Here is a 24249-nt window from a genome sequence, read left to right as displayed (position 1 = left end):
CTTTTTATGGATGTGCAGGATGCCGCTCAGGGGCTGACGAGGTTGTAGCGGTCGAATATGCGCTGTTGGGTTCCGTCAGCGATCAGCCCGTCCAGCCGAGCCTGCAATTTTGCGATGAGCGCGTCGGGAACGCTCTTGTTGCAGGCAAGGCCCAGTTGTTGTCGCGTCAGGGTAATCACTTCCCTGAACGTGTCGGCCGGCAGAGTTTTGAAGGTGCTTTCCGACATGGGCATCAGGTCGATGCGCCCTGCTTTCAGCTTGTGAAGGGTGATCTGGAAATCTGCACCGACATCCACCAGCGGGAAGCCGAGCGTTTCCAGAAGCGCTTCGGTATAGTCGCCGCGCTGAGTGCCGATGCGGTATTTCTTTGCGTCCTGAAGGCTGGAGACATTGATATCCGCCTTGCGACGCGCCACGAGAATGTTGCGATCGGTGTGGATCGGGGAGACCCATTTGAAGAGTTTTTCCCGCTCCGGCGTTCGCGCCGTGGCGAAGACGCAATGCATCGTCTGTGTCGCGGCCAGCGCAATTGCCCGCGCCCAGGGCATGACAGCGACTTCATAGCTGGTGCCGGTTTCCTCCAGCATGATTTTCAGCTGGTCGAAATAGACGCCCTGCACGCTGCCATCGGCAGCCTGCAGATTATACGGAGGATAGACTTCGGTCGTCAGGAAAAGCTTGGCCGCGCTGGCCGGCCATGGGGCAAACAGGAGTGCGAAAGCAAGAAAGATCAGACAAATGCGGATCAATCCCATGGCTCTGCCCACCGCCTCACGCTTGCCGTGCCGCAGCGCGGCCAATATCGGACATTGCGTCCAGTGTGGTGATCAGCCTTTCGACGGGCTGTGGCCTTGCGAAGAAATAGCCCTGTCCGTAATCGGCGCCTATTTCCGTCAGAAGTTCCTTCTGCTCTTCCGTCTCGACGCCCTCGGCAATGACGGTGCAGTTCATCTTGTGCGAGATGGCGGCTATGCCTTCGACCAGCATGCGGTTGCGCTGCCTGATTTCCACTGCGTCGTCGCAGATGGAGCGGGTGAAGGACTGGTCGATCTTGACGATATCGACCGGAAAACGGCTGAGATAGCTGAGCGAGGAGTAACCTGTGCCGAAATCATCCAGCGCGATGCGGCAGCCGAGCTGGTGAATGGCGTTGAGGATCGCCCGGATTTGCGGGTCGTCCTTCATGATGACGGCCTCGGTTATCTCGATGACCAGTCGGCTCGGAACAATGCCGTGCCGGTGCAGAACGCCGGCGATCCGCGTCGGCAAGCCCGGTTCGAATTGCAGCGGTGAAAAATTCACGGCCACATAGGTCTGTTCCATGCCCGGCAGGCGCGACAGCCTGGCAAGGTTGGCGATCGACTGATCGAGAATGACATTGCCGATGCGATTGATGGTGCCGTTTTCTTCCGCAAGGCTGATGATGGCGGCCGGCGAGAGCAGACCCTTTTCCGGGTGGTTGAGACGCAGCAAGGCCTCGAAGCCCGCTGTTCCGCCCTTTGCGAGGTCTTGAATCGGCTGGAAATGCGCCTCGAACCAGCCTTCGGAAAGCGCCTGTGCGATATCCCGCTCCAGTTCGGCATGTTCGCGTGCCCGGTCCATGATCGAGGGATCGAAGATCTGCGAGCCGTTCTTGCCCGTTCTTTTGCGGCTATACATGGCCATGTCGGCATTCTGCAGAAGTTCGGAGGCGCTGGTGGCGTGCAGAGGATAGACTGCCATGCCGATGCTGGCGCTGAGGCGGATGCTGTTGCTGCCGATCTCAAAAGGCGTATCCAGTATGGCGCAAATCCGCTCGCAGAACTGCAGGGCACGTTCTTCCACCGTGTCGCCGGCAAGCAGGATCGCGAATTCATCGCCGCCGAGACGCGAGGCGCTGTCGAGAGGCGTCAGCAGCGGTTCGAGTTTCAGCGTGAATTCACGCAGAACAGCATCACCCACCGCATGGCCGAGATTGTCGTTAATGGATTTGAACCGGTCCAGATCGATGAACAGGCAGGCCAGTTCGCTGTCGTTCGTGTCCGCTTCACGGATCTGCAGGTCTAGGATCGCCTCGAAACCCTGACGGTTGAAGAGGCCGGTCAGATGGTCGGAAATGGCCTGCTGGCGGTTGCGTTTTTCCGACTGGCGCAATTCCGTCACGTCAGTCATGACGCAGAGGCATGTGCTCTGCTGTGCCGCATCGCCGGAATCAAGGGCTTTTTCAAGGATGAGCGCATCCATGACGCTGCCACCCATGCAATGAAAGCGGATGGTGATGCCGACCTGCGAAGCCTCGGGCGACTGTTGCGCCGCCTTGCGTTCCCGGAACAGGGAACGGTCATCCGGGTGGATAAGATCGGCGAAGTTGAGGCCCAGTATCCGGGCGCGGCCATAACCCGTCGCCTGCACCCAATAATCGCTGACGGCGGCAATCCGGTCGTACCTGTCGAGCGAGAACAGCATGGCGGGTGTGCGGTTGTAGATTTCCGTCTTGCGCTCATGGGCGTTCTTGATTTCCAGCTCTTCCTTTTCAAGCTGGGTCTGCATTTCGTTGAAGCTTTTCGCCAGCCGGCCGATCTCATCCTTCGAGCGCCAGTCGACATGATGGCGGGAGCCGAGGCGACGTGTCGCCTCTATCGCTGCCGCTAGCCGCATCAGCGGGCGGATGACCATGAAGCGGTTGCCGGCAATCGCCGCCAGAACGATGGTGAGGATGGCGAGAACGAAAATGGTGATGAAAGCCATTTCGGTGCGGCTGAGAGAGGTGAGAAGGCTGACATTGTCGTAATAGACCGTCAGTTCGCCAACGGTGACAGTGCCCTTCGTCGTCTTGTAGGTTACCTCGCGCGTGGTTGAGGCAGCATCCTGAATGAAATCGCTACCGGCCGTCTGCACGATATCGAGCTGTCCGGACGTATCCTTGACCTCGACCATCTTGATCATCGGGTCGGAAACAAGGGTTCCGGTAATCTGGTTTATGGTGTCGTCATCCATATCCCATAGGGGACGGGCGAGCGCCTGCGAATTTGTCGACAGCAGAATCTCAAGGTGATTGCGCTGGCTACGGATGGCCTCGTTGTAGGAGAGCGTCAGCAAAAGGGTAAAGAGCGGAGCGACCACTGTAAGAAGTGCGCCGGAAACAATCGCGATAAAGCGGCTTTCGACGGAATGAGCCATGTTTGATTGTAGCTACCCTTTGCCCCTGAATTTTTGCGCGCCGTTTTCATCCGTCCAGAGTTTCCACGACAGCGCGAGGGTATCGTTTCATGGAAGTGTTAATCGACGCTAAAACAGGGTGGGCGTCCTGCACGGTCGGCAGGCTTTCTGTTTTTAAAGTTCATAAAAACTAAAAGGCCCGTTCCGAAAACGGAACGGGCCTCAATGCGCAAAGCTATCCGGCCTTGCGGCCGCCGATTATTCTTCGGAAGCTTCTTCGGTCGTTTCGTCTGCAACGCCTGCAGCCGGAGCGACGATCGTTGCGATCGTGAAGTCACGGTCGGCGATAACAGGCGAGATGTTCTTCGGCAGCTTCACATTCGAGATGTGGACGCTGTCGCCGATCTTCAGGCCGGACAGATCAACCGTGATGAATTCCGGAATGTCGTTGGCCGGGCAGTGGAATTCCACCGTGTGGCGAACGATGTTCAGAACGCCGCCGATCTTGATGTCCGACTTTTCTTCGTTTTCGAAGTGAACCGGAACTTCAACGTTGACGAGCGTGTTGCCCGAAACGCGCAGGAAGTCGACATGCATGGTGAAGTCGCGGACCGGATCAAGCTGGTAATCCTTCGGGAGAACCTTGATCTTCTTGCCGTCGACGTCGATGGTCGCAACCGTCGTCATGAAACCGCCAGCGTGGATACGCTTGGTGACTTCGTTGGTCGAGAGTGCGATAGAAATGGGGGCCTGCTTGTCACCATAGATGACAGCGGGAATCAAACCGTTGCGGCGAAGTTCACGAGAGGACCCCTTACCAACTCGTTCGCGCGCCTCGGCCTTGAGCTCATACGATTCTTTGCTCATGGCAATTCCTTTCGAGGTTATATGGAGAGTTCACGCCGACGATGCGGCCTGAACTGGAGAGGCCCATAGAGCCATCCCGCCCGCGTTGCCTCCAAGGGTGTCTACACGGGTGCGGGCGCTATAATACAAAAGACCCATAAAGACAAGAGCAGCCGGTTTTCACGATCGTCTAGCCAGGATTTCATTAGTTGCAACTAATTCACTCTTTTGTTGCAACTTTTAATATGTGCTTATCCATGCATATAAACTAGCTGAAAACCTGGCAAATGATAAAGCTGCACGGAATTCCAATTGTGTAGACAACAATGCTGACCGTTCTCCAGTGCCTCGCCATCAATCATGACTTCCGATACACCGCCGCAGCGGTTTTCGTGTGCATGTTGGGAAGCTTCGTTACAATACGTCTTTTCTCGAGAGCGCGTCTGGCGACCGGGCTGCAGAAGGTCAATTGGCTGTTTCTGGCGGGTGTGAATGGTGGCGCTGCGATATGGACCACCCATTTCGTGGCGATGCTGGGTTATTCCGCGGCAGGCGAGGTGGGCTACGATCCCTATCTGACGGGACTTTCGCTCCTTATCGCCATTGCCACCACGACTGCCGGCTTCGGCATTTCCGCCTATGCCGGACGCAGTGCGCTGGTGGAAGCCGGTGGCGTCATCCTGGGTCTTGGCATCGCGGCGATGCATTACACCGGCATGGCCGCTTATAATGTACAGGGCGTGATTTTCTGGAACCAGGCTTATGTCATCGCCTCGCTGGTGCTGGGGGCGGTGCTGGGCGGGATTGCCGTCAACAGAGTGGCGCGGCCGCTTAACCGGTTCTGCCAATATAGTGCGGTGACGTTTCTGATCCTCGCCATCGCCTCGATGCATTATACCGGCATGGCCTCGATGTCCTTCGCGTTTGATCCTCGCGTCGTCATTCCCGAGAACCTGCTGCCGCCGGCCATCATGGGCGGAGGTGCCATCGCGGTCACGCTTCTGCTGCTGGCGCTCGGTCTTTCCACCTATGTCATCGATGCCCAGTCCACCCAGCAGGCGGTTGCCCGCTATCGTCATCTTTCGCTGCACGATCCGCTGACGGGCATTCCCAATCGCGCGGCCTTCATCGAACATCTCAACCGCCGCACGCGCCATATCTCCCTCGGCGCGCATACCGCACTTCTGTCCATCGATCTCGACCGCTTCAAGGAAATCAACGACGTGCACGGTCACGCGGCGGGGGACGCGGTGCTGCGCGCCATTGCCGACCGGGCGAGTTCCGTGCTGAAGGCCGGGGAGTTTCTGGCGCGCATGGGTGGCGATGAATTCGTGGCGATGACCCATTCCTATTATACCCGTGCCGATGGCGCGGAATTCGCCCAGAGACTGATCGAGCAGATCAGCAAGCCGGTCGAGTGGAACGGGCAGACATTTTCCGTGGGCGCGAGTGTGGGCATATCGGTCCGCAACAGCGGCGCCATCGATGCCGACACGCTGATGGCGCAGGCCGATGTCGCCATGTATCGGGCAAAGGGCGGCATTTCGGAGACGATCTGCTTCTATGACAAATCCATGGACGAGGCCGCCCGCGAACGCAACGCGCTTGCCATCGCCATGCGCAGTGGTCTCGCCAACAAGGAATTCGAGCTTTATTACCAGCAGCAGAACGATACCAAAAGCGGCAGCATCGTCGGTTTCGAGGCGCTTTTGCGCTGGAAGCACCCTGAACGGGGCATGGTTTCTCCCGCTGAGTTCATTCCGATTGCCGAACAGACCGGCTTTATCGTCGAACTCGGTGAATGGGTACTGCGGGAAGCCTGCGCGCAGGCCGCGCTCTGGAAGAAGTCGCTTTCCATCGCCGTGAATGTCGCGCCGCAGCAGCTCGCTGACAATGATTTCCCCGAAAAGGTCGAGAGGATCATTCTGGAGACCGGACTTGCGCCGGAGAGGCTCGAACTGGAAATCACCGAAGGCAGCATCATCGCTGACCACCGCCACGCGCTGGTCACGATCCGCAAGCTCAAGTCGCTCGGCGTAAAGATCGCCATGGACGATTACGGTACGGGCTATTCCTCGCTATCGACCCTGCAGAGTTTCCCTTTCGACAAGATCAAGATCGACCGCGCTTTCATCGATGGCCTGTCGACCAACGTGCAGTCGGAGGCAATCGTCCGCTCGACGCTCATTCTGGCGCACAGCCTCAATATACCGGTGCTGGCGGAAGGGGTGGAGACCAAGGCCCATATCGAATTCCTGCGCCGTGAAGGCTGCCTGCAGGTGCAGGGCTTCTTTTTCGGCAAGCCCGGTCCGCTGAATTCCATCGCCAATCTCGTCGATGACACATTTCTTTCGGTTGAGGAGGAAACTGACGCGGGTGACGGCCGGCGTTACTTCAAGGCGGCTCGATAGGCTGGCCGCAGCCCGCGGTTGCGCCCGGCCATGCCGGTCGCGAAGTTTTTAGTTGAAACATGAACGCTTCCAGCGCACCATCGCCGAAAAGCTTTGGGAGGAGCGTATGCCGACCGACATCGCCCATGCAGAACGCGTGTATGAAACAGCGCGCCACCGTTCCGCAGCCGCAAGTTCTCCGATTGTCGCTTCATGGCGCCGCTGCATGGTCAAGCATCGTCTTGCGCCGGAGGAAAACCGCAAGCCGATCTTTCTCAGCGAATTCGAATTTCGCCGCGCCCGCGAAAGTGCTGCCGGCCTGATCGCCGAAAGCACCGACGAACTCGACCGCATCTTTCACAGTGTCGGCAAATCCGGCTGCTGCCTACTTTTGACCGATGCGCAGGGCGTTGCGCTGGAACGGCGGGGTGCTGCCGGCGACGACCGGGATTTCCGCGCGCTCGGCCTCTGGTCCGGCGCCGTCTGGAGTGAAGCGAGCGTCGGCACCAACGGCATCGGCACGGCGCTTGTCGACGAGCGCTCGGTGGTGGTCTATCGCGACCAGCATTTCTTCACGTCGAACACCGAACTCTGCTGCACCACCGCGCCGATCCGCGATCACACTGGCCGGGTGACGGGTGCGCTCGATATTTCCACCTGCCGTGACGACATCAACGAGATGACCTTCTCGTTCGTGACCCAGGCGGTGAGGGATGCGGCGCAGCGCATCGAGGGCAATCTCTTCCGCCGGGCCTTTCCGGGCGCACGCATCGTCGTGGTGCCGAGCGGTTTCGGTGCGGCGCTTTCGCTACTGGCGGTGGATCAGGACGATCTCGTTCTCGGTGCGACACGTGCCGCCCGTCTGGCGTTGAAGCTTGACGACCATGCCATTGCGCAGGGTTTGCCGGCTGCCGATATTCTGCAGGAGGAGCGTCATGACAGCGGCTCCGACCTCGCCGAAGCGGAGCGTTCGGCGCTGCGACGGGTCCTGTCGCGCACCAATGGCAATGTCACGCAGGCCGCATCGCTGCTCGGCATCAGCCGGGCCACGCTGCATCGCAAGATGAAGAAGCTTGCCGTGCATTGAGGCTGTTTAAGCCATCCCGCAGCGGGTCTGTCGCAGATGTGAGACAATGTGCGCTGCGGAACCGCGCCGCCCCTCTACCCGACCGTACTATCTAGGCCCACCTTCCTCCCATGCGATCCGTCACGGATCGTTTTCATCAGGGAGGATGAAATCATGAATATTCAGGTTCAGCAGAAAGCCGGCGAAGCGCCCTTCAAGCTGAAATACGGCAACTACATCGGCGGCAAATGGGTGGAGCCGAAATCCGGCCGCTACATGGATAATCTTTCCCCCGTTACTGGCCACAAGATCTGCGAAGTTCCGCGTTCAGACGCATCCGATATTGAATTTGCGCTGGATGCCGCCCACAAGGCCCGCGACAAATGGGGCAAGACGAGCATAACCGAACGCTCCAATATCCTGCTCAAGATCGCCCAGCGCATCGAGGAAAATCTCGACCTCATCGCCCGGGCCGAAACCTGGGATAACGGCAAGCCGCTGCGCGAGACCACCAATGCCGATATTCCGCTGGCCATCGATCATTTCCGTTATTTTGCAGGCTGCATCCGCGCGCAGGAAGGCACGATCGGCCAGATCGACAACGACACCGTCGCCTATCATTTCCATGAACCGCTCGGTGTTGTCGGCCAGATCATTCCGTGGAACTTCCCGATCCTCATGGCCGCGTGGAAGCTTGCACCGGCGCTTGCTGCCGGCAATTGCGTGGTGCTGAAACCGGCGGAACAGACACCTGCCTCCATTCTCGTCGTGATGGAACTGATCGAAGATCTGCTGCCGCCCGGCGTTCTCAACATCGTCAACGGCACGGGCCTCGAAGCCGGCAAGCCGCTGGCGCAAAGCAATCGCATCGCCAAGATCGCCTTTACCGGTTCCACCTCGGTCGGCAAGGAAATCATGCGTTATGCGGCCGATAACGTTACCAACATCACGCTGGAACTGGGCGGCAAATCGCCGAACATCTTCTTTGCCGATGTGATGAACGAGGACGACGCCTTCCTCGATAAGGCGCTCGAAGGTTTCGCCTTCTTCGCGCTCAATCAGGGTGAGGTCTGCACCTGCCCGTCGCGTGCGCTGGTGCATGAATCGATCTATGGCCGCTTCATGGAAAAGGCCATCAAGCGCGTTCAGGCCATCAGCCAGGACGATCCGCTCAATCCGTCGACCATGCTGGGCGCACAGGCCTCGCAGGAACAGTTCGACAAGATCATGAGCTATCTGGAAATCGGCAAGAAGGAAGGCGCCAAGGTTCTGACCGGCGGCGACCGCAAGACGCTGACTGGCGATCTGAAGGACGGTTATTACATCCAGCCGACCGTCTTTGAGGGCAACAACAAGATGCGGGTCTTCCAGGAGGAAATCTTCGGTCCTGTCGTTTCCGTCACCACCTTCAAGACGGTGGAAGAAGCGCTCGAAATCGCCAATGACACGGTTTACGGATTGGGTGCCGGCGTCTGGAGCCGCGATACCAATATCGCCTATCGCGCCGGTCGCGGCATCGAGGCGGGCCGTGTGTGGACCAATTGCTATCACGTCTATCCGGCGGGTGCGGCATTCGGTGGCTACAAACAGTCGGGCATCGGTCGCGAGACCCACAAGATGATGCTCGACCACTACCAGCAGACCAAGAACCTGCTCGTTTCCTACAGCCCGAACAAGGTCGGCTTCTTCTGAGCTCCTCCCCGGAAGCCGGCGAGGGTCATCGTGATCTCCCTTCGCCGGCGCGTTCCCAGGGGCTTTGGCCCCTGGGAGCCCGGCACAAATAAAAAGGCCGGAGGTTTTGCCTCCGGCCTTTTTTCGTTGCGGCTTATGCCGCGTAACGCTGATCCCGCTGTTGGGTATGGCCGACGGAGAATTGCCCTACCTGTTCGGTCAGGCCATCCGCTTCGTTGGCCAGCGAGAAAGCCGCTGCCGTGGTTTCCTCCACCATCGCCGCATTCTGCTGCGTCACATGATCGAGTTCGTTGACCGAGGCATTGATCTCGCCAAGGCGGCCGGACTGTTCGCGCGAGGCCGTGGCAATCGCGCCGATCTGGTCGTTGACCGACTGGATGCGTTTCTGGATCTGCTCCAGGCTTTCGCCGGTCTTCAGCACCAGCGCCACGCCGCTTTCCACATCGCCCGCCGAAGTGGCAATCAGTGTGGTGATATCGCGGGCGGCGGCTGCAGATTTCTGCGCGAGTTCGCGAACTTCCTGCGCCACGACAGCAAAGCCCTTTCCGGCTTCACCGGCACGCGCCGCTTCCACGCCGGCATTCAGCGCCAGAAGGTTGGTCTGGAAGGCGATCTGGTCGATGACGTCGATGATCTGGCGGATCTTGGACGACGAGGTTTCGATACGCTCCATGGCGACGATGGCTTCTTTCACGACAGCCGTGGATTTATGGGCGTCCTGCATGGTTTCCGCTGTCGTACCAACTGCGACATCGCAGCGTGAAAGCGAAACATTGACGGCCTGCGTCATGTCGCCCAGTGCGGCTGCCGCTTCTTCAAGGGCGGCCGCCTGCCGTTCTGTGCGCCGCGACAGATCTTCCGATGCGCTTTTCAGCTCGCCGGAGCCGGAGCGGATGGCATTGGCGCTTTCGCCGATATTGGAGATTGTCGCTTCCAGCCCCGCCATGGAGTTGTTGAAGTCGATGCGCAGATGATCGAGCGACGGCACGAAGGATTTTTCAATGCGCAGATCGAGCCTGCCGGCTGCAAGATGGGCAAGGCCGGAGGCAAGCGCATCGACGGCCTCTTCGAGTTCCTTGGCGCTTCTTGCCTTTTCCATCTCGCGCTGGGCGCGTTCCTCGTCCAGTTCTTCGCTCTTGCGATGGGACTCGGCTTCCATGTTCTGTTTGTCCAGAATGCCCTGACGGAAGGATTCCAGCGCGCGCGCCATGGTGCCGATCTCGTCGCCACGGGAAACCGCCTTGATCTCGATGTTGTTTTCACCACCGTTCAGGCGCTCCATCAGCCTGGCAAGGCCAGTCAGCGGCTTGGTGAGGCTGGCGGAAACGAAGATGCCGACAAGCGTCATGACGGCAAGCACCGCCAGTGTCGCCAGCGTCGCCCAGAAGGCCAGATCATTGGCGGCGGCGAGAACCTTGCTTTCCTGCTGGCCGATGGCCAGAAGATGCTTCTGACCGAAGACGGAGACCGGGCGATAGGCATAGAAGATCTTGCCCGCAGATGTCTGCGCCATCACCGTTCCGGCTTCGCTGGTGCCGGAGAGGGCCGCGAGGCTTTCCGAAACCGCGGCATCTGCGCCGCCCGAGAGCACGCCTGCCCGGCGCTTGCCCTCCGCCGTCAGAAGAACGGCGTCATCGATGGTCTTGCCGGTTTCTTCCGGCGTGACCACCGCGCCGATGCGGTCGGCTGAAATGCGCATGATGACGGCGCCCTTGCGCTGCAGCTGGCCCCAGTTGGAGACCGCGAGCGGCATGCCGACCATGGCTGAATCATTCGCGCCGCCGCTAAATCCGGTCGTGCTGACGACACCGTCCTTGCCAGCTTCAACGCGATCGAACAATTCCTTGATCGCGCTGTTCTCCGGGTCCTTGACACTGGTCAGGAAGTTTTTGCCCTTGGTGACGGAATAGATAATCAGCCCGGTCTTGTCGATCACATAGATATCGCTGACCCGGGTGTTGCGCCAGACGCTGGCGATGGTCGCGTTGATCGTCGCGTGGCGAATGGCGTAGAGCAACCGCAATCCTTCGCCGTTGAAGGAGGCGCGCTCTTCCTCGGAGACACCTTCGCGGCGGAAAGCCTGGATGATCGCATCCTTTTCCGTCGGAACGACATTGGTCATGGTTTCCAGCGCCTGGGCGATCGCGGCATTTTGCGACAGTTCGGAAATGCTCTGCTCAACCCGCAGCGTATAGGCGTCCAGCTGCTTGGACTGATTTCCTGCAACCGTCTCCAGCCTTATTTTGCTGGCGTCGATCAGGCCCGACTTACCCATCTCATAGGACAGCAGCCCCACGGACAGGCAGGAAACCAGCGTCGCACCGGTGACGAGCGCCGCAAATTTGGCCTTGATTGACAATGATTTAGCTCTGACAGCAGTCGGATTTGCACCCGGCATCTGTTTCCTCCCCCAAAAAAACGTTGCCGCAGCGTCGCAACAATTGTTTACGGCCACGTTAAAGGGCTGAAATTTGTATGATTATTTCCCGCATACCGCGAAAAAATCGCCGACCTGTTCAGGCGTCGTACCCGTTATAAAACTGCAACAGAACGGGCGCATACCGTGCGAAGTTCAACGGTCGTTCATGTTCATGCAAGCTTTTCGCGCTCCATCTCCTGCCACTATCGATGATGTTTGCGCCACCCGCGCAGACGGATGTGACGGAGCCACTTTGCGATCGACGCCGGATTTCGCCGTTATCGTGCCCATGCACAATGAAGAAGCGAGCGTGGAAACGCTCGTGGCGGAGATCGTGGCTGCCTGCCAGCCGGTCGGCCAGTTCGAGATCGTCGTGGTGGATGACGCTTCCTCCGACCGCACGGCGGATACCGTTCTTGCGCTCGGCGATCGTTATCCCATGCTGCGGCTGGTGCGGCACAACCGTCAGGGCGGGCAATCGGCGGCGATCCATAGCGGTGTGCAGGCGGCGCGTGCGCCTGTCATCTGCATGCTTGATGGCGACGGCCAGAACCCGCCGGATAATCTGCCGGCGCTTCTCGCGCCGCTTCTTGCCGCCAATGCCGCCGGCCGCCTAGGGCTGGTGGCCGGCCAGCGCGTCGGCCGGCGCGATACGCTTGGAAAACGGCTTTCCTCACGCTTTGCCAATGGGCTTCGGGCGCGGATATTGAAGGACGGAACGCGCGATACCGGTTGCGGCCTCAAGGCCTTCCGCCGCGATGCCTATCTCGCCTTGCCCTACTTCGATCACCACCACCGCTATTTCCCGGCGCTGTTTAACCGCGACGGCTGGCAGGTCGCCCATGTCGATGTGACGCACCGGGCGCGGCAGCATGGCAATTCCCATTACACCAATATCGGCCGCGCGCTTGTCGGCATTCACGATCTGATCGGCGTCGCCTGGCTGTTGCGCCGGCGCAAGCGGGCAAGCTGGGCCGAAACTTTCAAAACGGAGACATCGCCGTGAATACACCGGCCATATGGTCCATGCTGCATGTGAACAGCTGGAAGGAATTTCTGTGGGTCATGACCGGCTTCATGGGCCAGATGCTGTTCACCATGCGTTTTCTGGTTCAGTGGATTTCGTCGGAACGGGCCAACCGTTCGGTCATCCCGGTGGCCTTCTGGTATTTTTCCGTTCTCGGCGGCCTTGTGCTGTTGTCCTATGCGGTTTGGCGTCGCGACCCGGTCTTCATCATCGGACAGGCGTCCGGCCTGTTCATCTATGCCCGAAATCTCTGGTTGATCCATGCAGAACGCCGCCAGCATGCGTGACGGGGCAGCGGCTTTGCCCTATGCGCAGGCGAGCCAGCAGCGCCAGTGGATGACGCTGGCGCTTGCGGCCATCGTGTTTGTAACGGTGCTGCGCGTCCTCGGCCTTGCCTTCAATCGAACCGATCTGTTCGTCGATGAGGCGCAATATTGGCTGTGGGGCCGGGAGATGGCTCTCGGCGCCTATTCCAAACCGCCGCTGATCGGCTGGCTCATTCGTGCATTCAGCATTCTGGGCGGCGGCGAGGGCACCTTTCAGGTGCGGTTGGCCGCACCCGTGGTGCATGGCGTCGCGGCGGCGGCCATCCTTGTTCTCGGGCGCATGATTTACGATGTAAGGCTGGCGTCGCTCGCCGCCGTCGTCTATCTGACGTTGCCCGCCGTGACGCTCGGCAGCCTGCTGATTTCGACCGATACGCCGATGATGCTGTTCATAGTGATGTCGATGATCTGCGTGCGCAAGCTGGCGCAGGCTCGGAGTGAGGGCAGGGCGGCAGTGGGCTGGAGCCTTGCGCTCGGTCTCTGTTTCGGCCTCGGCCTGATGTCGAAATATGCGATGATCTATTTTCTGCCCTGCTTCATCGCGGCTGGCTGGCTTTGCATGGGCTGGCGCATCCGGCTGCGGGACGCAGGCATTGCCGCCCTTGTCTGCGTCACGGTCATAGCTCCCAATCTGTGGTGGAATGCGGCACATGATTTCATGACTGCGCGCCATACGGCCGACAATGCCAACTGGAACGGCATTCAGCTGAAAATCGGTCCGGCGCTTGAGTTTTTCTTCTCGCAGGCGGGTGTTGTCGGGCCGTTTGTCTTCGTCGCCATGATCGTCGCGACCTTCCGGGCAAAGAGTGCCGAAACCCGGGCGCTGGTCGCCCTCTCGGTGCCGATCGTGCTGTTGATCACGGCGCAGGGTTTGATGTCGCGGGCGCTCGCCAACTGGGCTGTCGGGGCCTATGCCGCGGGTGTGCTTCTGGCGGTGCCGGTGCTGGCATCCCGGCGCTGGCTGACGGTCTCCACACTCGTGCTCGGTGGCATCGTCGCCGTCGCGCTGCCCGTCATGACGATTGCCGGGACGGAACTGCGCCTGCCGAGCGGCGAGCTGGCGATGAAGCGTTATCTCGGTCGGTCGGAATTGGTGTCCACCGGTTTTACGCGGGCGAAAGAGGCGGGGGCGGATGCCATTGTCGCTTCCGATCGCTCCATATTGGCCGAGCTTTTTTATCAGCTGCGGGATGAAAAACAGGTTCTGACACGCGCATTGCCGGAAACCGGCGTGCCGTCCAGCCATTATGCGCTTCTTTATCCGCTGAAAGCCGGTGAGGCCAAAAATCCCCTGTTCCTGGCAAGCATGGATGGCCTGCCGGCCTGCCTTGCCAGTGAGGCGCCGGTTGCGCGCTGGACTGCCGGGCCGGGCTTCCTTGAAGGCAGGGAAATCGGGCTGTGGCGCCTGCTGCCGCAGTGCATTCCGGGAGGTGCCAATGGACAATGACCTTTCGCATATGCGGATCACCATCTGGGTAATGTTCGTTACCCTGGCGCTTGTCATCCTGTTTGCGACCTTCCCATCTATCGATCTTGGGTTCTCTTCGCTGTTCTTCTCTCCTGAGGGAAATTTGTGGTCTGGCCGCGAGCCGCTGCCTGAGTGGTTTCGCGACACATTGCGCGAGCTGACGGAGCTCGCCACCATTCTGGCCTTCATCGTCCTTATCGGCAACATCCGGCTTGGCTCCCTGCAGCGCACCGGCTGGCGGGTCTGGGCTTTCCTCTGCGGGCCGGTGGTTCTGTGCGCCGGGCTTCTGGTGAACGGCGTGCTTAAGGCCAATATTGGTCGCGCCCGGCCATTCAGCGTCAGCGATTTCGGCGGGCAGCAGCTATTTACGCCGCCTTTCCAGTTCAGCACGCAGTGTTTTTCCAACTGTTCGTTTTCCTCGGGGGAAACGGCGCTGATCGCGAGTTTTTTCCTGCCGCTCTGCGCGCTCGTCTGGCCCGGCCTGCAATGGCGCGGTCGTGTTGCGATGGGCAGCTTCGCCGCCGGCGCGGTTATCCTCATGTCCGGTCTTCGTATCGCGGCCGGTGGGCATTTCCTCAGCGATGTGGTGATGTCTGTGCTGTTTTCAGCCCTGACGACGCTGTTTCTCTACCGGGCGCTGGCAATTGGTCGCCATCGACATCTGTTTACGAGTGATGCCGTCACGGCCGATACCGTGAGCCTGTGGCGCAATGGCAGCCATGCGGTGCGTGTGCGGGCCCGGCGCTTGTGGCCGAAAATCAAGGCTGCCGCCACACGCCTGCAGCGTCCGCCGGATGCGGGTGCGGCATCGCCTTGAGGGATGCAGAATGATTCTTGAGATTGCGCTTTAACGCGTCAATGGTTTCCGTAAGGCGAAAGGCAGCGACCTTTGGTCGAGAATACGTGCTGCAGGGCGGCTTGTGTTCCCAACAATATAAATCGTGCGATTTTTTGACTTGAAACGCGCATGCGTTCAGCGAACGCTCGGATGCGAGGTTTTCAAACCCTCAGTCATCCTCGGGCTTGACCCGAGGATCCATAACTCGTTGAAATCAAAGAATCCTCGGGTCAAGCCCGAGGATGACTGAGCGCGAGATGACGGCAGCGTCAGTCGAACAGGCCGGACACCGACTGTTCCTGCGCGGTGCGGTTGATCGCTTCGCCGAGCAGGCCCGCCGTGCTGATGACGCGGATATTATGCGCGGATTGCACGCCGGTGGTGGGCTGGATGCTGTCGGTGATGACGAGTTCGCGCAGCTTCGAGGAAGCCACGCGGGCAACTGCGCCGCCGGAAAGCACGCCGTGGGTAATATAGGCGGTGACGCTGGTGGCGCCCTTCTTCAACAGCGCTTCGGCCGCATTGCAAAGCGTGCCGCCGGAATCGATGATGTCGTCGATGAGGATGCAATCCTTGCCGGAAACATCACCGATAACGTTCATGACTTCAGATTCACCCGGACGGTCGCGGCGTTTGTCGACAATGGCCAGCAGACAGTCCAGACGCTTCGACAGGGCGCGGGCGCGCACCACGCCGCCGACGTCGGGTGAAACGACCATGACGTTGTTGGTGTCGTAATGTTCCTTGATGTCGCGGGCCAGAATGGGGGCTGCGAAGAGATTGTCGGTCGGGATATCGAAAAAGCCCTGGATCTGGCCGGCATGAAGATCGAGCGTCAAGACGCGGTCGGCGCCGGCTTCGGTGATCAGGTTGGCGACGAGCTTGGCGGAAATCGGTGTGCGGGGGCCGGCCTTGCGATCCTGGCGGGCATAACCGAAATACGGAAGCACCGCGGTGATGCGCTTTGCCGAGGAGCGGCGCATGGCATCGATCATGATGAGCAGTTCCATCAGATGATCGTTGGCCGGAAACGATGTGGACTGAACGACGAAAACGTCCTCGCCACGTACGTTTTCACTGATTTCTACGAATATTTCCTGATCAGCAAACCGCTTTACGGTGGCATTTCCGAGAGGAACGTTGAGATACTTGCAGATCGCTTCGGCAAGGTGCCGGTTCGAATTGCCTGCGAAAACCTTCATTGCGGCCGCCTGTTTCCATGCCATCGCCTTGCGCTACGGAAGTCTGTCTGCCGTAACCAAGCGTCGTTCAAGGGGAGGAACATCCGGCCGAAAAGCCTTTGCCGGACACGCCTTGTTGCCATGCGCGCCTTAATAGCGTTGTTGCTTCCGATTGCAAGAGGACTCAGCGCTTTCGCAATGATTTTCATGAAATCTCTGTGACTTCTCCCGCCGTTTCACCTCATCCCCTTTGAGACTGCTTCCATGATGAATAGTCATTGAGCGTTTTTGCGGCGATATCCTGCATCACCCTGTCGGTCACGGCGGCCCATGGATCGCTGCCCTTTGCGGCCACTGTCTCCTGTCCCTGAAGACGGTGAAGCCGCACGCCATTGGCATCCAGAACGTCCCAGACGTAAATGACATTGACCTTGCCGCCATCGGCGAAGGCGGAGAAATATCCTTTCAGGATGTTCTCTGCCGAATTGTCGTTGGAGGCGCGGATGGTCAGTCCCTTGGCCCGTGCTTCGGCACCCAGTTGCCGCGAGAGCGGCGTGACGGCCTGAACGGGCGCGCCGATGATCGGCAGGAAGCGGATGGTATTGCCGGAACCCGCCGGAGCAAGGGCGGCCGTCTGTTGCGTGGGTGGTGGCTGGCCACCTGCAGGCGATGCTGCGGATGAAGGGGCCTCGCCAAGCGGCTCACCATACTGGTTGCCGCTCGAAAGCGCCTGTGCCTGCGCCTGCAAGGAATTCTGTGGCGCATAGGCCGGCACGGACGATGCGGTCGCCGAAGCGCCTGGCGGCGCGCGGTCGGCGGCGGCGGCCATCTGGTCGAGATCGCCCTGGGTTACCGGCGTCGATTGTGTAGCGTTGTGGCCGACGTCCACCTGCGGGGTCAGCGCCTCCGTGGTGTTGCAGCCCGCGAGGGCCAAAACCAGCGCTGGAACGGCAAGAGCTGGAAAGACAAAGGCTGGGAGAGGGGGGACGAACCCCGTCCGGCTCATGTGACGTTTTCTCTCATGTTCCGCTCCTTCTTGCCCAAGGTGCGGCAATGTAAGGGCGGTTTTCCCGCTCTGTCAAACCCGGCGGTGATTTAAGCTGTGAGAAGATCGAGGCTATGGCGTGAGAGCGGCTCGGGAGCGCCGTCGGTGGTCAGATAGGTCTGGCCGAGCGTCATGGCGGTGCCGGCGTCGGAGTCCATCACGATCATATGCACGAACAGCGTCATGTCGCTGGTAATCTCCTGCGGATTGCCGGCATGGAACATCTGATGCTCCATCCAGGAAGGGGAGAAACGCGCTCCCAGCGAATAACCGCAGGAGTTCAGCCGGTGGCGGGTGAGCCCGCGCTCGTCCATGACGCGGGCATGCACGTCGAAGACATCGCCGAAGGTCTTGCCCGGCCGCAATACATCCTCAATGGCGGTGAGGTTTTGCAGGCAGGCGCTGTAAAGCTCCTTCTGGCGGAAGTCCTGTTCGCCGATTACCACTGTGCGCATCATCGCGGCATGGTAATGGGCGCTGACGCCGGCCCATTCCAGCGTCAGCTGGTCCTTGGTGTCGAGCCTGCGGCGGCCGGATTTGTAACGGCACAGCAGCGCATCCGCGCCGGAGCCGATGATGAATTCATTGGCGGGATAATCGCCGCCGCCCGCCAGAACCGCGCCCTGCATCGCTGCAAGAATTGCGGCTTCGTCCGCGCCGGCCTTGATGAGCGGCAGAGCGGCGTCTAGGGCGTCGTCGGCCAGCTGGCCGGCCTTGCGGGCATAAGCAATCTCGGCCGGGCTTTTGACGAGCCTGAGCGTGCTGACGAGGTATGAGGCGTCAACCATCTGGCCAAAGCTGGCAAGCTGGTTGTCCAGCAGCCGGGCAACACGGCCGGTCATGCCGTGGGTATCGTATTCCACGCCAATCTTTGCGCCGAGCAGGTCGAGGTCACTCAGGAGATTTTTAAGATCGAGCGTCGGGTCGGCATTGGGCCGGTCGACCCAGATGAGGATATTTTCGATGATCGAGGTATTGCGCGCCTGGCGCAGGTCGGCCGAGCGGGTCAGCAATGTCATCGAGCCATCCGACTTGACCACCAGCGTCTGGAAGAAGCAGTAGCCGAAGGTGTCGTAACCGGTCAGCCAATACATGCTTTCCTGCGCGAAAAGCAGCAGGGCATCCAGCTTCTCTTCCGCCATTTTCGCCATCAGCCGTTCGCGGCGGGCATCGAATTCCGAAAGCTCGAAGTGCAGGGCCATGTCAGTCCTCCAGAATTGCGATTGCGGAAATCTGCCGGCCGTAATCGGGTTCGGCGCGGTGGGTCGTGCGGCGATAGGAATAAAAACGTTCTTCGTCAGGATAGGTGCAGAGGCCGAGATTTTCCGCCCTGACGCCGGCTTTGGTCAGGCGGTCGATGGTAAACCGCTTGAGGTCGAAGAGCGCGTGGCCCTGCTTCTCGGCTGCGGTGAAATAATCCGCGTAAGCCGGATCGATATCGGTGAAGCGTGCCACATATTCCGGCCCGACCTCGTAATTGCTCTGGCTGATGGAGGGGCCGAGTGAGGCGACGATACGCTCGCGGCTGGCACCCAGTTTTGTCATGGTCTCGATGGTGTTTTCGAGAACGCCGAACAATGCACCCTTCCAGCCGGCATGGGCGGCGCCCACGACGCCGGCTTCGGCATCGGCAAACAGGATCGGGCCGCAATCGGCGCTCAAGACGCCGAGCACGAAACCCGGTGTCGCCGTCACCATCGCATCGGCCTGCGGGCGGTTGCCGTCATAGCTTTCATCGACCACGAGAACATCGGGGGAATGGACCTGATGCACGGTGGCAAGGCGTTCAGCCGAAAGGCCGAACCATTGCGCCACGCGCCGCCGGTTTTCCTGCACAAGTTCCGGCTCGTCATGCGAGCCGAGACCGACATTGAGACCCTGATAAAGCCCCGAGGAGACGCCGCCCTGCCGGGTGAAGAAACCGTGGCGAACACGGTTTTCACCAGAGGCGGCGAGCAGGGGGCTCTGGATGGGGAGCGGCAGCGTTTCGTTCTGCATGGTGCGGGAGTTCCTTGGAGAATATCGCTGTTGGCCGGTGGGGTGCGTTAAGCGAGATGTTTCCTGTTGCTGCGGCGTTGCGCGGCGTGTGTGATGCAGTGTGCCTGCTTCGTGTGTCGCGGCGATGTTGGCCCAGAGGTTATTGCGCTGTCAATCCACCGCACGAAACGGCATGAGATGAAGCGCGGGACTTGAAACGGCGACGACCTTGAAAAGTTCCCCCATCTTGCCGGCCCCTTCGCCGGCAAGGCGGTTGACCGCTTCGGCAATCGCCAGCGTCTGATCGGGTGTAGCCTTGGCGGCAAGGGCTGCTGCCCGCTCCTTGAGGCCGAGGCCATAAAGAAAGTCGCCCTGTCTCAGGGTGCCGTTGACATGCACGCCGGTCGCTTCGGCCGTTCTGACGAGGCTTTCGAAATCGACATGGCTCGTCAGGTCGGCCTCGCCCGGATGTGCCAATGGCGGGTCGAAGGCATGGTTGCGCATGGCCTGCAGGGTGTCACCAAACCCGGCAACCAGATGGCCGTAATCGGTGGCGAGCGCTGTGCCGCCATGGGCCGACAGGCGCTGGCAGATGGCTGTCATCACGGCTTCGCGGGCAGGTGAAATTTCGAATATGGTACCAAGCGGCTGTCGTTCAGGCTGCGGCGGCAAGAGGGCCGGGTCGATGCTGGCAAGGCCCGTCGAGAAGACAAGCTCGTCATTTGCATCGAGACTGACAACCCGTTCGCGAAAACCCTGAGGCGTCTTGACGAATTGCCGTATGGGGATGGCGTCGAAAAGTTCGTTGGCGACGAGGAGCAGGAAACCTTCGGGCACCACGTCGAAACTTTCATGCCATGTCAGCCGGCCGGCATGGTCGGCAAGCGTTTCCTTCTGGATCGTGGAAAGGCGGGGACTGGTTTCCACCAGATGCACCCGCATCGTCTCGTAAAGCGGCGGCGCGATGCGGCGGATGACGCGCAGCATGTCCGACATCATGGTGCCGCGGCCGGGACCGATCTCCACCAGCTGGGTTTGCACCGGTGCGCCGTGCCGCTGCCAGGCATGGACAACGAAAACGCCGAGCATTTCGCCGAACAGCTGGCTGACCTCAGGGGCGGTGATGAAATCACCCGAGCGGCCGAAGGGTTCACGGCTCTTGTAATAACCGTGTTCGGGATCAGCGAGGCAAAGCGAGAAATAATCGGTGACGCTGAGCGGACCGTTGAGCCGGATAAGGGATTTGATGCGTTGCGCGAGCGGTGTCGTCATGGCAGGCCATACCGCTTAGGCGATTTTTGCCGCGCGGCGTGCGCGCAGGACCGCCCAGAGGCCGAGAAGGAACATCGGTGTGGAAAGCACCATGCCCATGGTCAGCCAGTTACCGGCGAGATAACCGATCTGGGCATCCGGCTCGCGGAAAAATTCCACGAAGATGCGTGACAGCGCGTAACCGCAGACGAAGATGCCGGTGACGACGCCGGGCGTTTTCAGCGCCCTGAAGGCATAGATGGCAATGGCCAGAATGATGACGAGCACGAGGCCTTCGAGGCCGGCTTCATAAAGCTGGCTCGGGTGCCGCGCAAACGGGCCGCCGGTCGGGAACACGACTGCCCACGGAACATCGGCGATGCGTCCCCACAATTCGCCATTGATGAAATTGGCGATGCGGCCGAACAGCAGGCCGATGGGTGCCACGGCCGCAATGACGTCGAACATGCTCCAGACCGGGATGCCGTTCTTGCGGGCAAAGAGGATCATGGCGACGGTGGTGCCGATCAGGCCACCATGGAACGACATGCCGCCGTTCCATATTTCCAGCGCTCTAATCGGGTTGACGGCAACGGCGCCGAGATCATAAAACAGGATGTAGCCGATGCGGCCGCCGAGCACGATGCCGCCAGCTGCCCACAGGATGAAATCATCAAGGTGCTGCGCCGAGATCGGCGACGTCTCGTTTGGCCACAGGCGATCCGTGCGGGCGAGGCGACGGGCATAAAACCAGCCGAGCATGATGCCGGCGACGTAGGCAATGCCATACCAGTGGATCGCCAGAGGCCCGATGGAGAGCGCAATCGGATCGATATTGGGAAATGGCATGATGGCAAGTTGAGTGGGAGCGGCTAACAATCCGTATATTCCGTCATCGTTGCTGGGCGGACAACAGAATGATCCATTGCCTCGAGGGGCCGGGCGATGATGCTCACCGGTCTCCCTGACGCCAAGGAAAATGGCGATTGCCGAGGCGGCGGTCAAGGTGATTTTTCGTGAGCGGATTGCGATGTCGGGCGCTGCAGCGAAAGGCCGCATTTTTCGATTTCGCTTGCAAGGCGGCTGTCGAGCACCTACCTGAAAGGCATCAACAGCAGGGAATGGACTGCTCCCTGAACCGACGAAGGAACAGCGCCATGAGCACGACAGGCACCAACCGTATTCTGGATGAATTCGCCAAGCTGATGACCGATGCGGCCGGCGCGGCGCAGGGCGTGCGCAAGGAAGCGGAAGCCGCCCTTCATGCACAGGCCGATCGCTGGCTGAACAGTCTTGATGTCGTCAAGCGCGAGGAATTCGACGCGGTGCGTGAGATGGCCATCAAGGCGCGTGATGAAAACGACGCGCTGCGCGCCCGCATCGAGGCTCTGGAAGCAAAGCTTTCGGCCACTAACGACTGATTCTTTAGCGCTTTTTCCTGATGGGTCCCGGATCGCCTACGATTCCGGGACTTTTTGTTTGCGGGCCATGCAACCCGAAATAATCTCCGGTTGCCGAAACCGGCCTCTGGCGCGATTTTTTTGGTGCCTGTGGACACTTCCAAAAAACGCAATCGCCAGAGTCGCTTATGTATCTCGCCTGAGGTGATGGGGGAGAAGATATCCACTGTTCAAAAAGCAAAAATGGCGGACGAGGGGTGGCAGCAGGACTCGGTCATTATACACTGATTTTAAATGATGATTCGAAACGACCTGGTAAGCTCCGGACAGGGTGAATGCGTAATTCTGTTGGTGTCGGGCAATCGTCTCAAATGTTGAATCCGGTTTGTGTGTGCGTTTTGTGCCCGGCGTTCAAAACAGAACATCCATACCGGCTGAGAAGGTGCCGCATGAGCCTGATAGAATTTGAAATTGAGCGTCAGTCCAATCCCGTGGACATGATCGAGATTGTCGCTGCCTCGAATGACTGGTCGTTCGAGCGTTCCGGCGAAGACGAGATCGCCATGACGGTGGCTGGTCACTGGGCCGACTATCACGTTTCCTTTGCCTGGATGGAGGATTTCGAAGCGCTGCATCTGGCTTGCGCTTTTGACATCAAGGTGCCCGACCACCGCGTCAACGAAGTCATTTGCCTGCTTTCGCAGGTCAACGGCCAGGTGCTGATGGGTCATTTCGATCTGTGGCGGCAGGAAGACGTGGTGATCTTCCGTCAGTCCCTGCTTCTGGCTGGTGGCGCCGAACCGAACAACCAGCAGGTGGAAGTGCTGCTTTCCAGCGCGCTTGAGGCCTGCGAACAATATTATCAGGCATTCCAGTTCGTCGTCTGGTCGGGGCTGGATGCGAAAAGTGCAATCGAAGCGGTCATGTTCGAGACCGTCGGAGAAGCGTGAAGATGGTATACAAGGCTTCCGGTCCGCTGGTGCTCGTCGGCGCCGGCAATATGGGCGGCGCCATGCTTTCGGGCTGGCTGAAAAAGGGCGTGCCGGGATCCCAGGTCATCGTCATCGATCCGCGGCCTTCCGATGCCATGCGCACAACGATTGCCGAAGCGGGTGCAACGCATAGCCAAAGCGTGCCTGACGGCATCAAGGCAGGCATTCTTTTCGTGGCGGTGAAACCGCAGATGATGGAAGCCGTGCTGCCGTCCCTCAAAGCCCTTCTGGGAGCGGATACCGTCGTTGTCTCGATTGCGGCGGGCACGACGATCGGCACCTTCGTGTCGCATTTCGGTGCGGTTGCCGCCGTGCGGGCCATGCCCAACACGCCGGCCATGGTCGGGCGCGGCGTGACGGGGGCCTATGCCAATGAATTGGTAACGCCGGAGCTTAAAGCTGTGGTGGACGGATTGCTGAAGGTCAGCGGTCCGGTCGAATGGGTGGAAAGCGAAAGCGATATCGACGCGGTGACCGCGGTTTCGGGCAGCGGCCCGGCCTATGTCTTTTATCTGGTGGAATGCATGGCCGAAGCCGGACGCAAGGCCGGTCTGCCGGCGGATGTGGCCATGCGTCTGGCGCGGGAAACAGTGGCCGGCGCGGGCGAGTTGCTGCACCAGTCTCCCGATGAGGCGGCGCGGCTGCGCCAGAATGTGACCTCACCGGGCGGAACGACGGCCGCGGCACTTTCCGTGCTGATGGCTGACGATGGCATGCAGCCGCTTTTTGACAAGGCGGTTGCGGCGGCAAAGACACGCGCCGAAGAACTTGCTGGTTGAAGCATTGCAGGCAGATGGGGCAGGCTATGAGCGGTGAAATTTCCTACGCCGATTTCGAGAAGGTCGATATTCGTGTCGGCACGATCATTGAGGCCGAGCCCTTTCCCGAAGCCCGCAAGCCGGCAATCAAGGTAAAAATCGATTTCGGACCTGAGATCGGCATCAAGAAATCTTCGGCACAGATTACGGTGCATTATACGCCGGAAAGTCTGGTTGGCCGGCAGGTGCTGGCTGTGGTGAATTTTCCGCCGCGCCAGATCGGCCCGTTCCGCTCCGAGGTCCTGACGCTGGGCTTTGCTGACGGTAACGGTGATATCGTGCTTGCCGCCGTTGAACGGCCGGTGCCGAACGGCGAGAAAATGTGCTGAGATAACAAAACGGGTGCTCGATCTCTCGGATTGAGCGCGGGATATA

Annotated in this window: 21 protein-coding genes; 11 read left to right on the top strand and 10 right to left on the bottom strand. The window is 59.9% G+C overall.

The window, feature by feature from the left end; genetic code table 11:
- Positions 1-26: 26 nt before the first annotated feature.
- The 3 genes from EXN68_RS08250 to EXN68_RS08240 form a co-directional block, all read right to left on the bottom strand.
- Complete coding sequence (locus tag EXN68_RS08250) at positions 27-755, bottom strand: substrate-binding periplasmic protein (RefSeq protein ID WP_142840371.1); 729 nt, start codon at positions 753-755, stop codon at positions 27-29.
- Positions 756-771: 16 nt separating this feature from the next.
- A complete protein-coding gene (locus tag EXN68_RS08245; RefSeq protein ID WP_142840370.1) occupies positions 772-3159 on the bottom strand; it encodes a bifunctional diguanylate cyclase/phosphodiesterase in 2388 nt (795 codons plus the stop codon).
- 237 nt (positions 3160-3396) lie between these two features.
- The gene (locus tag EXN68_RS08240) at positions 3397-4005 is read right to left on the bottom strand and encodes a 50S ribosomal protein L25/general stress protein Ctc (protein ID WP_142840369.1); all 609 of its coding nucleotides are present in this window, start codon (positions 4003-4005) and stop codon (positions 3397-3399) included.
- A 305-nt stretch (positions 4006-4310) separates the two neighbouring features.
- Between EXN68_RS08240 and EXN68_RS08235 the strand changes: the two genes are divergently transcribed.
- The 3 genes from EXN68_RS08235 to adh all read left to right on the top strand — a co-directional run bounded on the left by EXN68_RS08235 (position 4311) and on the right by adh (position 9132).
- A complete protein-coding gene (locus EXN68_RS08235) occupies positions 4311-6395 on the top strand; it encodes a putative bifunctional diguanylate cyclase/phosphodiesterase (protein WP_142840368.1) in 2085 nt (694 codons plus the stop codon).
- Between the two features lie 106 nt (positions 6396-6501).
- Positions 6502-7461, top strand: a complete 960-nt coding sequence (locus EXN68_RS08230; RefSeq protein WP_142840683.1) for a helix-turn-helix domain-containing protein — start codon at positions 6502-6504, stop codon at positions 7459-7461.
- A gap of 153 nt (positions 7462-7614) precedes the next feature.
- Entirely contained in the window at positions 7615-9132 is a 1518-nt protein-coding gene (gene adh / locus EXN68_RS08225; protein ID WP_142840367.1) for an aldehyde dehydrogenase, read from the top strand.
- Positions 9133-9265: 133 nt separating this feature from the next.
- On the opposite strand, the gene EXN68_RS08220 is transcribed toward adh, so the two are convergent.
- Positions 9266-11530, bottom strand: a complete 2265-nt coding sequence (locus EXN68_RS08220; protein WP_142840366.1) for a methyl-accepting chemotaxis protein — start codon at positions 11528-11530, stop codon at positions 9266-9268.
- 187 nt (positions 11531-11717) lie between these two features.
- On the opposite strand from EXN68_RS08220, the gene EXN68_RS08215 reads away from it, so the two are divergent.
- From EXN68_RS08215 to EXN68_RS08200, 4 genes are read left to right on the top strand one after another with little or no spacing between them, the layout of a single operon-like run.
- A complete protein-coding gene (locus EXN68_RS08215; protein WP_142840365.1) occupies positions 11718-12557 on the top strand; it encodes a glycosyltransferase family 2 protein in 840 nt (279 codons plus the stop codon).
- Positions 12558-12577: 20 nt separating this feature from the next.
- On the top strand, positions 12578-12865 hold the full coding sequence (locus EXN68_RS08210; RefSeq protein ID WP_142840682.1) for a lipid-A-disaccharide synthase N-terminal domain-containing protein: 288 nt from the start codon (positions 12578-12580) through the stop codon (positions 12863-12865).
- Positions 12840-14351 (top strand): ArnT family glycosyltransferase, encoded by a 1512-nt coding sequence (locus EXN68_RS08205; RefSeq protein WP_161991243.1) that lies wholly within the window; start codon positions 12840-12842, stop codon positions 14349-14351. Before EXN68_RS08210 ends, EXN68_RS08205 begins: the two co-directional genes overlap by 26 nt.
- Positions 14341-15189 carry a phosphatase PAP2 family protein gene (locus EXN68_RS08200; protein ID WP_142840363.1) on the top strand — a complete coding sequence of 283 codons (849 nt, stop codon included), beginning with the start codon at positions 14341-14343 and terminating at the stop codon, positions 15187-15189. The genes EXN68_RS08205 and EXN68_RS08200 overlap by 11 nt, the downstream gene beginning before the upstream one ends.
- 290 nt (positions 15190-15479) lie before the next feature.
- Here EXN68_RS08200 and EXN68_RS08195 read toward each other — a convergent pair whose 3' ends face one another.
- The 6 genes from EXN68_RS08195 to lgt form a co-directional block, all read right to left on the bottom strand.
- The gene (locus EXN68_RS08195; RefSeq protein WP_046798416.1) at positions 15480-16412 is read right to left on the bottom strand and encodes a ribose-phosphate pyrophosphokinase; all 933 of its coding nucleotides are present in this window, start codon (positions 16410-16412) and stop codon (positions 15480-15482) included.
- A gap of 220 nt (positions 16413-16632) precedes the next feature.
- Positions 16633-17397: a hypothetical protein gene (locus EXN68_RS08190; protein ID WP_142840362.1), complete on the bottom strand. Its 765-nt coding sequence runs from the start codon at positions 17395-17397 to the stop codon at positions 16633-16635.
- 89 nt (positions 17398-17486) lie between these two features.
- On the bottom strand, positions 17487-18638 hold the full coding sequence (locus tag EXN68_RS08185; protein WP_142840361.1) for a M24 family metallopeptidase: 1152 nt from the start codon (positions 18636-18638) through the stop codon (positions 17487-17489).
- A gap of 1 nt (position 18639) precedes the next feature.
- On the bottom strand, positions 18640-19434 hold the full coding sequence (pgeF, locus tag EXN68_RS08180) for a peptidoglycan editing factor PgeF (RefSeq protein ID WP_142840360.1): 795 nt from the start codon (positions 19432-19434) through the stop codon (positions 18640-18642).
- 150 nt (positions 19435-19584) lie between these two features.
- Positions 19585-20685, bottom strand: coding sequence for a class I SAM-dependent methyltransferase (locus EXN68_RS08175; RefSeq protein WP_142840359.1), 1101 nt, complete (start codon positions 20683-20685; stop codon positions 19585-19587).
- Between the two features lie 15 nt (positions 20686-20700).
- Positions 20701-21513, bottom strand: coding sequence for a prolipoprotein diacylglyceryl transferase (gene lgt, locus EXN68_RS08170; protein ID WP_161991279.1), 813 nt, complete (start codon positions 21511-21513; stop codon positions 20701-20703).
- 308 nt (positions 21514-21821) lie between these two features.
- Between lgt and EXN68_RS08165 the strand changes: the two genes are divergently transcribed.
- The 4 genes from EXN68_RS08165 to EXN68_RS08150 all read left to right on the top strand — a co-directional run bounded on the left by EXN68_RS08165 (position 21822) and on the right by EXN68_RS08150 (position 24203).
- Positions 21822-22085 (top strand): accessory factor UbiK family protein, encoded by a 264-nt coding sequence (locus EXN68_RS08165; protein WP_046797974.1) that lies wholly within the window; start codon positions 21822-21824, stop codon positions 22083-22085.
- Positions 22086-22513: 428 nt separating this feature from the next.
- Positions 22514-23014 (top strand): type III secretion system chaperone family protein, encoded by a 501-nt coding sequence (locus EXN68_RS08160; protein WP_142840357.1) that lies wholly within the window; start codon positions 22514-22516, stop codon positions 23012-23014.
- A gap of 2 nt (positions 23015-23016) precedes the next feature.
- Positions 23017-23835, top strand: coding sequence for a pyrroline-5-carboxylate reductase (proC, locus tag EXN68_RS08155; RefSeq protein WP_142840356.1), 819 nt, complete (start codon positions 23017-23019; stop codon positions 23833-23835).
- A 26-nt stretch (positions 23836-23861) separates the two neighbouring features.
- Positions 23862-24203: a tRNA-binding protein gene (locus tag EXN68_RS08150; protein WP_142840355.1), complete on the top strand. Its 342-nt coding sequence runs from the start codon at positions 23862-23864 to the stop codon at positions 24201-24203.
- Positions 24204-24249: the final 46 nt, after the last annotated feature.

The organism is Martinezella rhizogenes (assembly GCF_007002745.1).
Lineage (GTDB): Bacteria > Pseudomonadota > Alphaproteobacteria > Rhizobiales > Rhizobiaceae > Agrobacterium > Agrobacterium cucumeris.
Note: the sequence above shows the minus strand (reverse complement) of the source record. Positions and strands in the feature narration are given on the sequence as shown.

Coding starts and splice junctions, on each gene's coding strand:
- EXN68_RS08245 (WP_142840370.1), bottom strand. CDS start 3,159: ATGGCTCATTCCGTCGAAAGCCGCTTTATCGCGATTGTTTCCGGCGCA.
- EXN68_RS08195 (WP_046798416.1), bottom strand. CDS start 16,412: ATGAAGGTTTTCGCAGGCAATTCGAACCGGCACCTTGCCGAAGCGATC.
- EXN68_RS08200 (WP_142840363.1), top strand. CDS start 14,341: ATGGACAATGACCTTTCGCATATGCGGATCACCATCTGGGTAATGTTC.
- proC (WP_142840356.1), top strand. CDS start 23,017: ATGGTATACAAGGCTTCCGGTCCGCTGGTGCTCGTCGGCGCCGGCAAT.
- EXN68_RS08185 (WP_142840361.1), bottom strand. CDS start 18,638: ATGGCCCTGCACTTCGAGCTTTCGGAATTCGATGCCCGCCGCGAACGG.
- EXN68_RS08210 (WP_142840682.1), top strand. CDS start 12,578: ATGCTGCATGTGAACAGCTGGAAGGAATTTCTGTGGGTCATGACCGGC.
- lgt (WP_161991279.1), bottom strand. CDS start 21,513: ATGCCATTTCCCAATATCGATCCGATTGCGCTCTCCATCGGGCCTCTG.
- pgeF (WP_142840360.1), bottom strand. CDS start 19,434: ATGCAGAACGAAACGCTGCCGCTCCCCATCCAGAGCCCCCTGCTCGCC.
- EXN68_RS08175 (WP_142840359.1), bottom strand. CDS start 20,685: ATGACGACACCGCTCGCGCAACGCATCAAATCCCTTATCCGGCTCAAC.
- EXN68_RS08235 (WP_142840368.1), top strand. CDS start 4,311: ATGCTGACCGTTCTCCAGTGCCTCGCCATCAATCATGACTTCCGATAC.
- EXN68_RS08220 (WP_142840366.1), bottom strand. CDS start 11,530: ATGCCGGGTGCAAATCCGACTGCTGTCAGAGCTAAATCATTGTCAATC.
- adh (WP_142840367.1), top strand. CDS start 7,615: ATGAATATTCAGGTTCAGCAGAAAGCCGGCGAAGCGCCCTTCAAGCTG.
- EXN68_RS08230 (WP_142840683.1), top strand. CDS start 6,502: ATGCCGACCGACATCGCCCATGCAGAACGCGTGTATGAAACAGCGCGC.
- EXN68_RS08205 (WP_161991243.1), top strand. CDS start 12,840: ATGCAGAACGCCGCCAGCATGCGTGACGGGGCAGCGGCTTTGCCCTAT.
- EXN68_RS08150 (WP_142840355.1), top strand. CDS start 23,862: ATGAGCGGTGAAATTTCCTACGCCGATTTCGAGAAGGTCGATATTCGT.
- EXN68_RS08240 (WP_142840369.1), bottom strand. CDS start 4,005: ATGAGCAAAGAATCGTATGAGCTCAAGGCCGAGGCGCGCGAACGAGTT.
- EXN68_RS08215 (WP_142840365.1), top strand. CDS start 11,718: ATGTTCATGCAAGCTTTTCGCGCTCCATCTCCTGCCACTATCGATGAT.
- EXN68_RS08165 (WP_046797974.1), top strand. CDS start 21,822: ATGAGCACGACAGGCACCAACCGTATTCTGGATGAATTCGCCAAGCTG.
- EXN68_RS08250 (WP_142840371.1), bottom strand. CDS start 755: ATGGGATTGATCCGCATTTGTCTGATCTTTCTTGCTTTCGCACTCCTG.
- EXN68_RS08190 (WP_142840362.1), bottom strand. CDS start 17,397: ATGAGCCGGACGGGGTTCGTCCCCCCTCTCCCAGCCTTTGTCTTTCCA.
- EXN68_RS08160 (WP_142840357.1), top strand. CDS start 22,514: ATGAGCCTGATAGAATTTGAAATTGAGCGTCAGTCCAATCCCGTGGAC.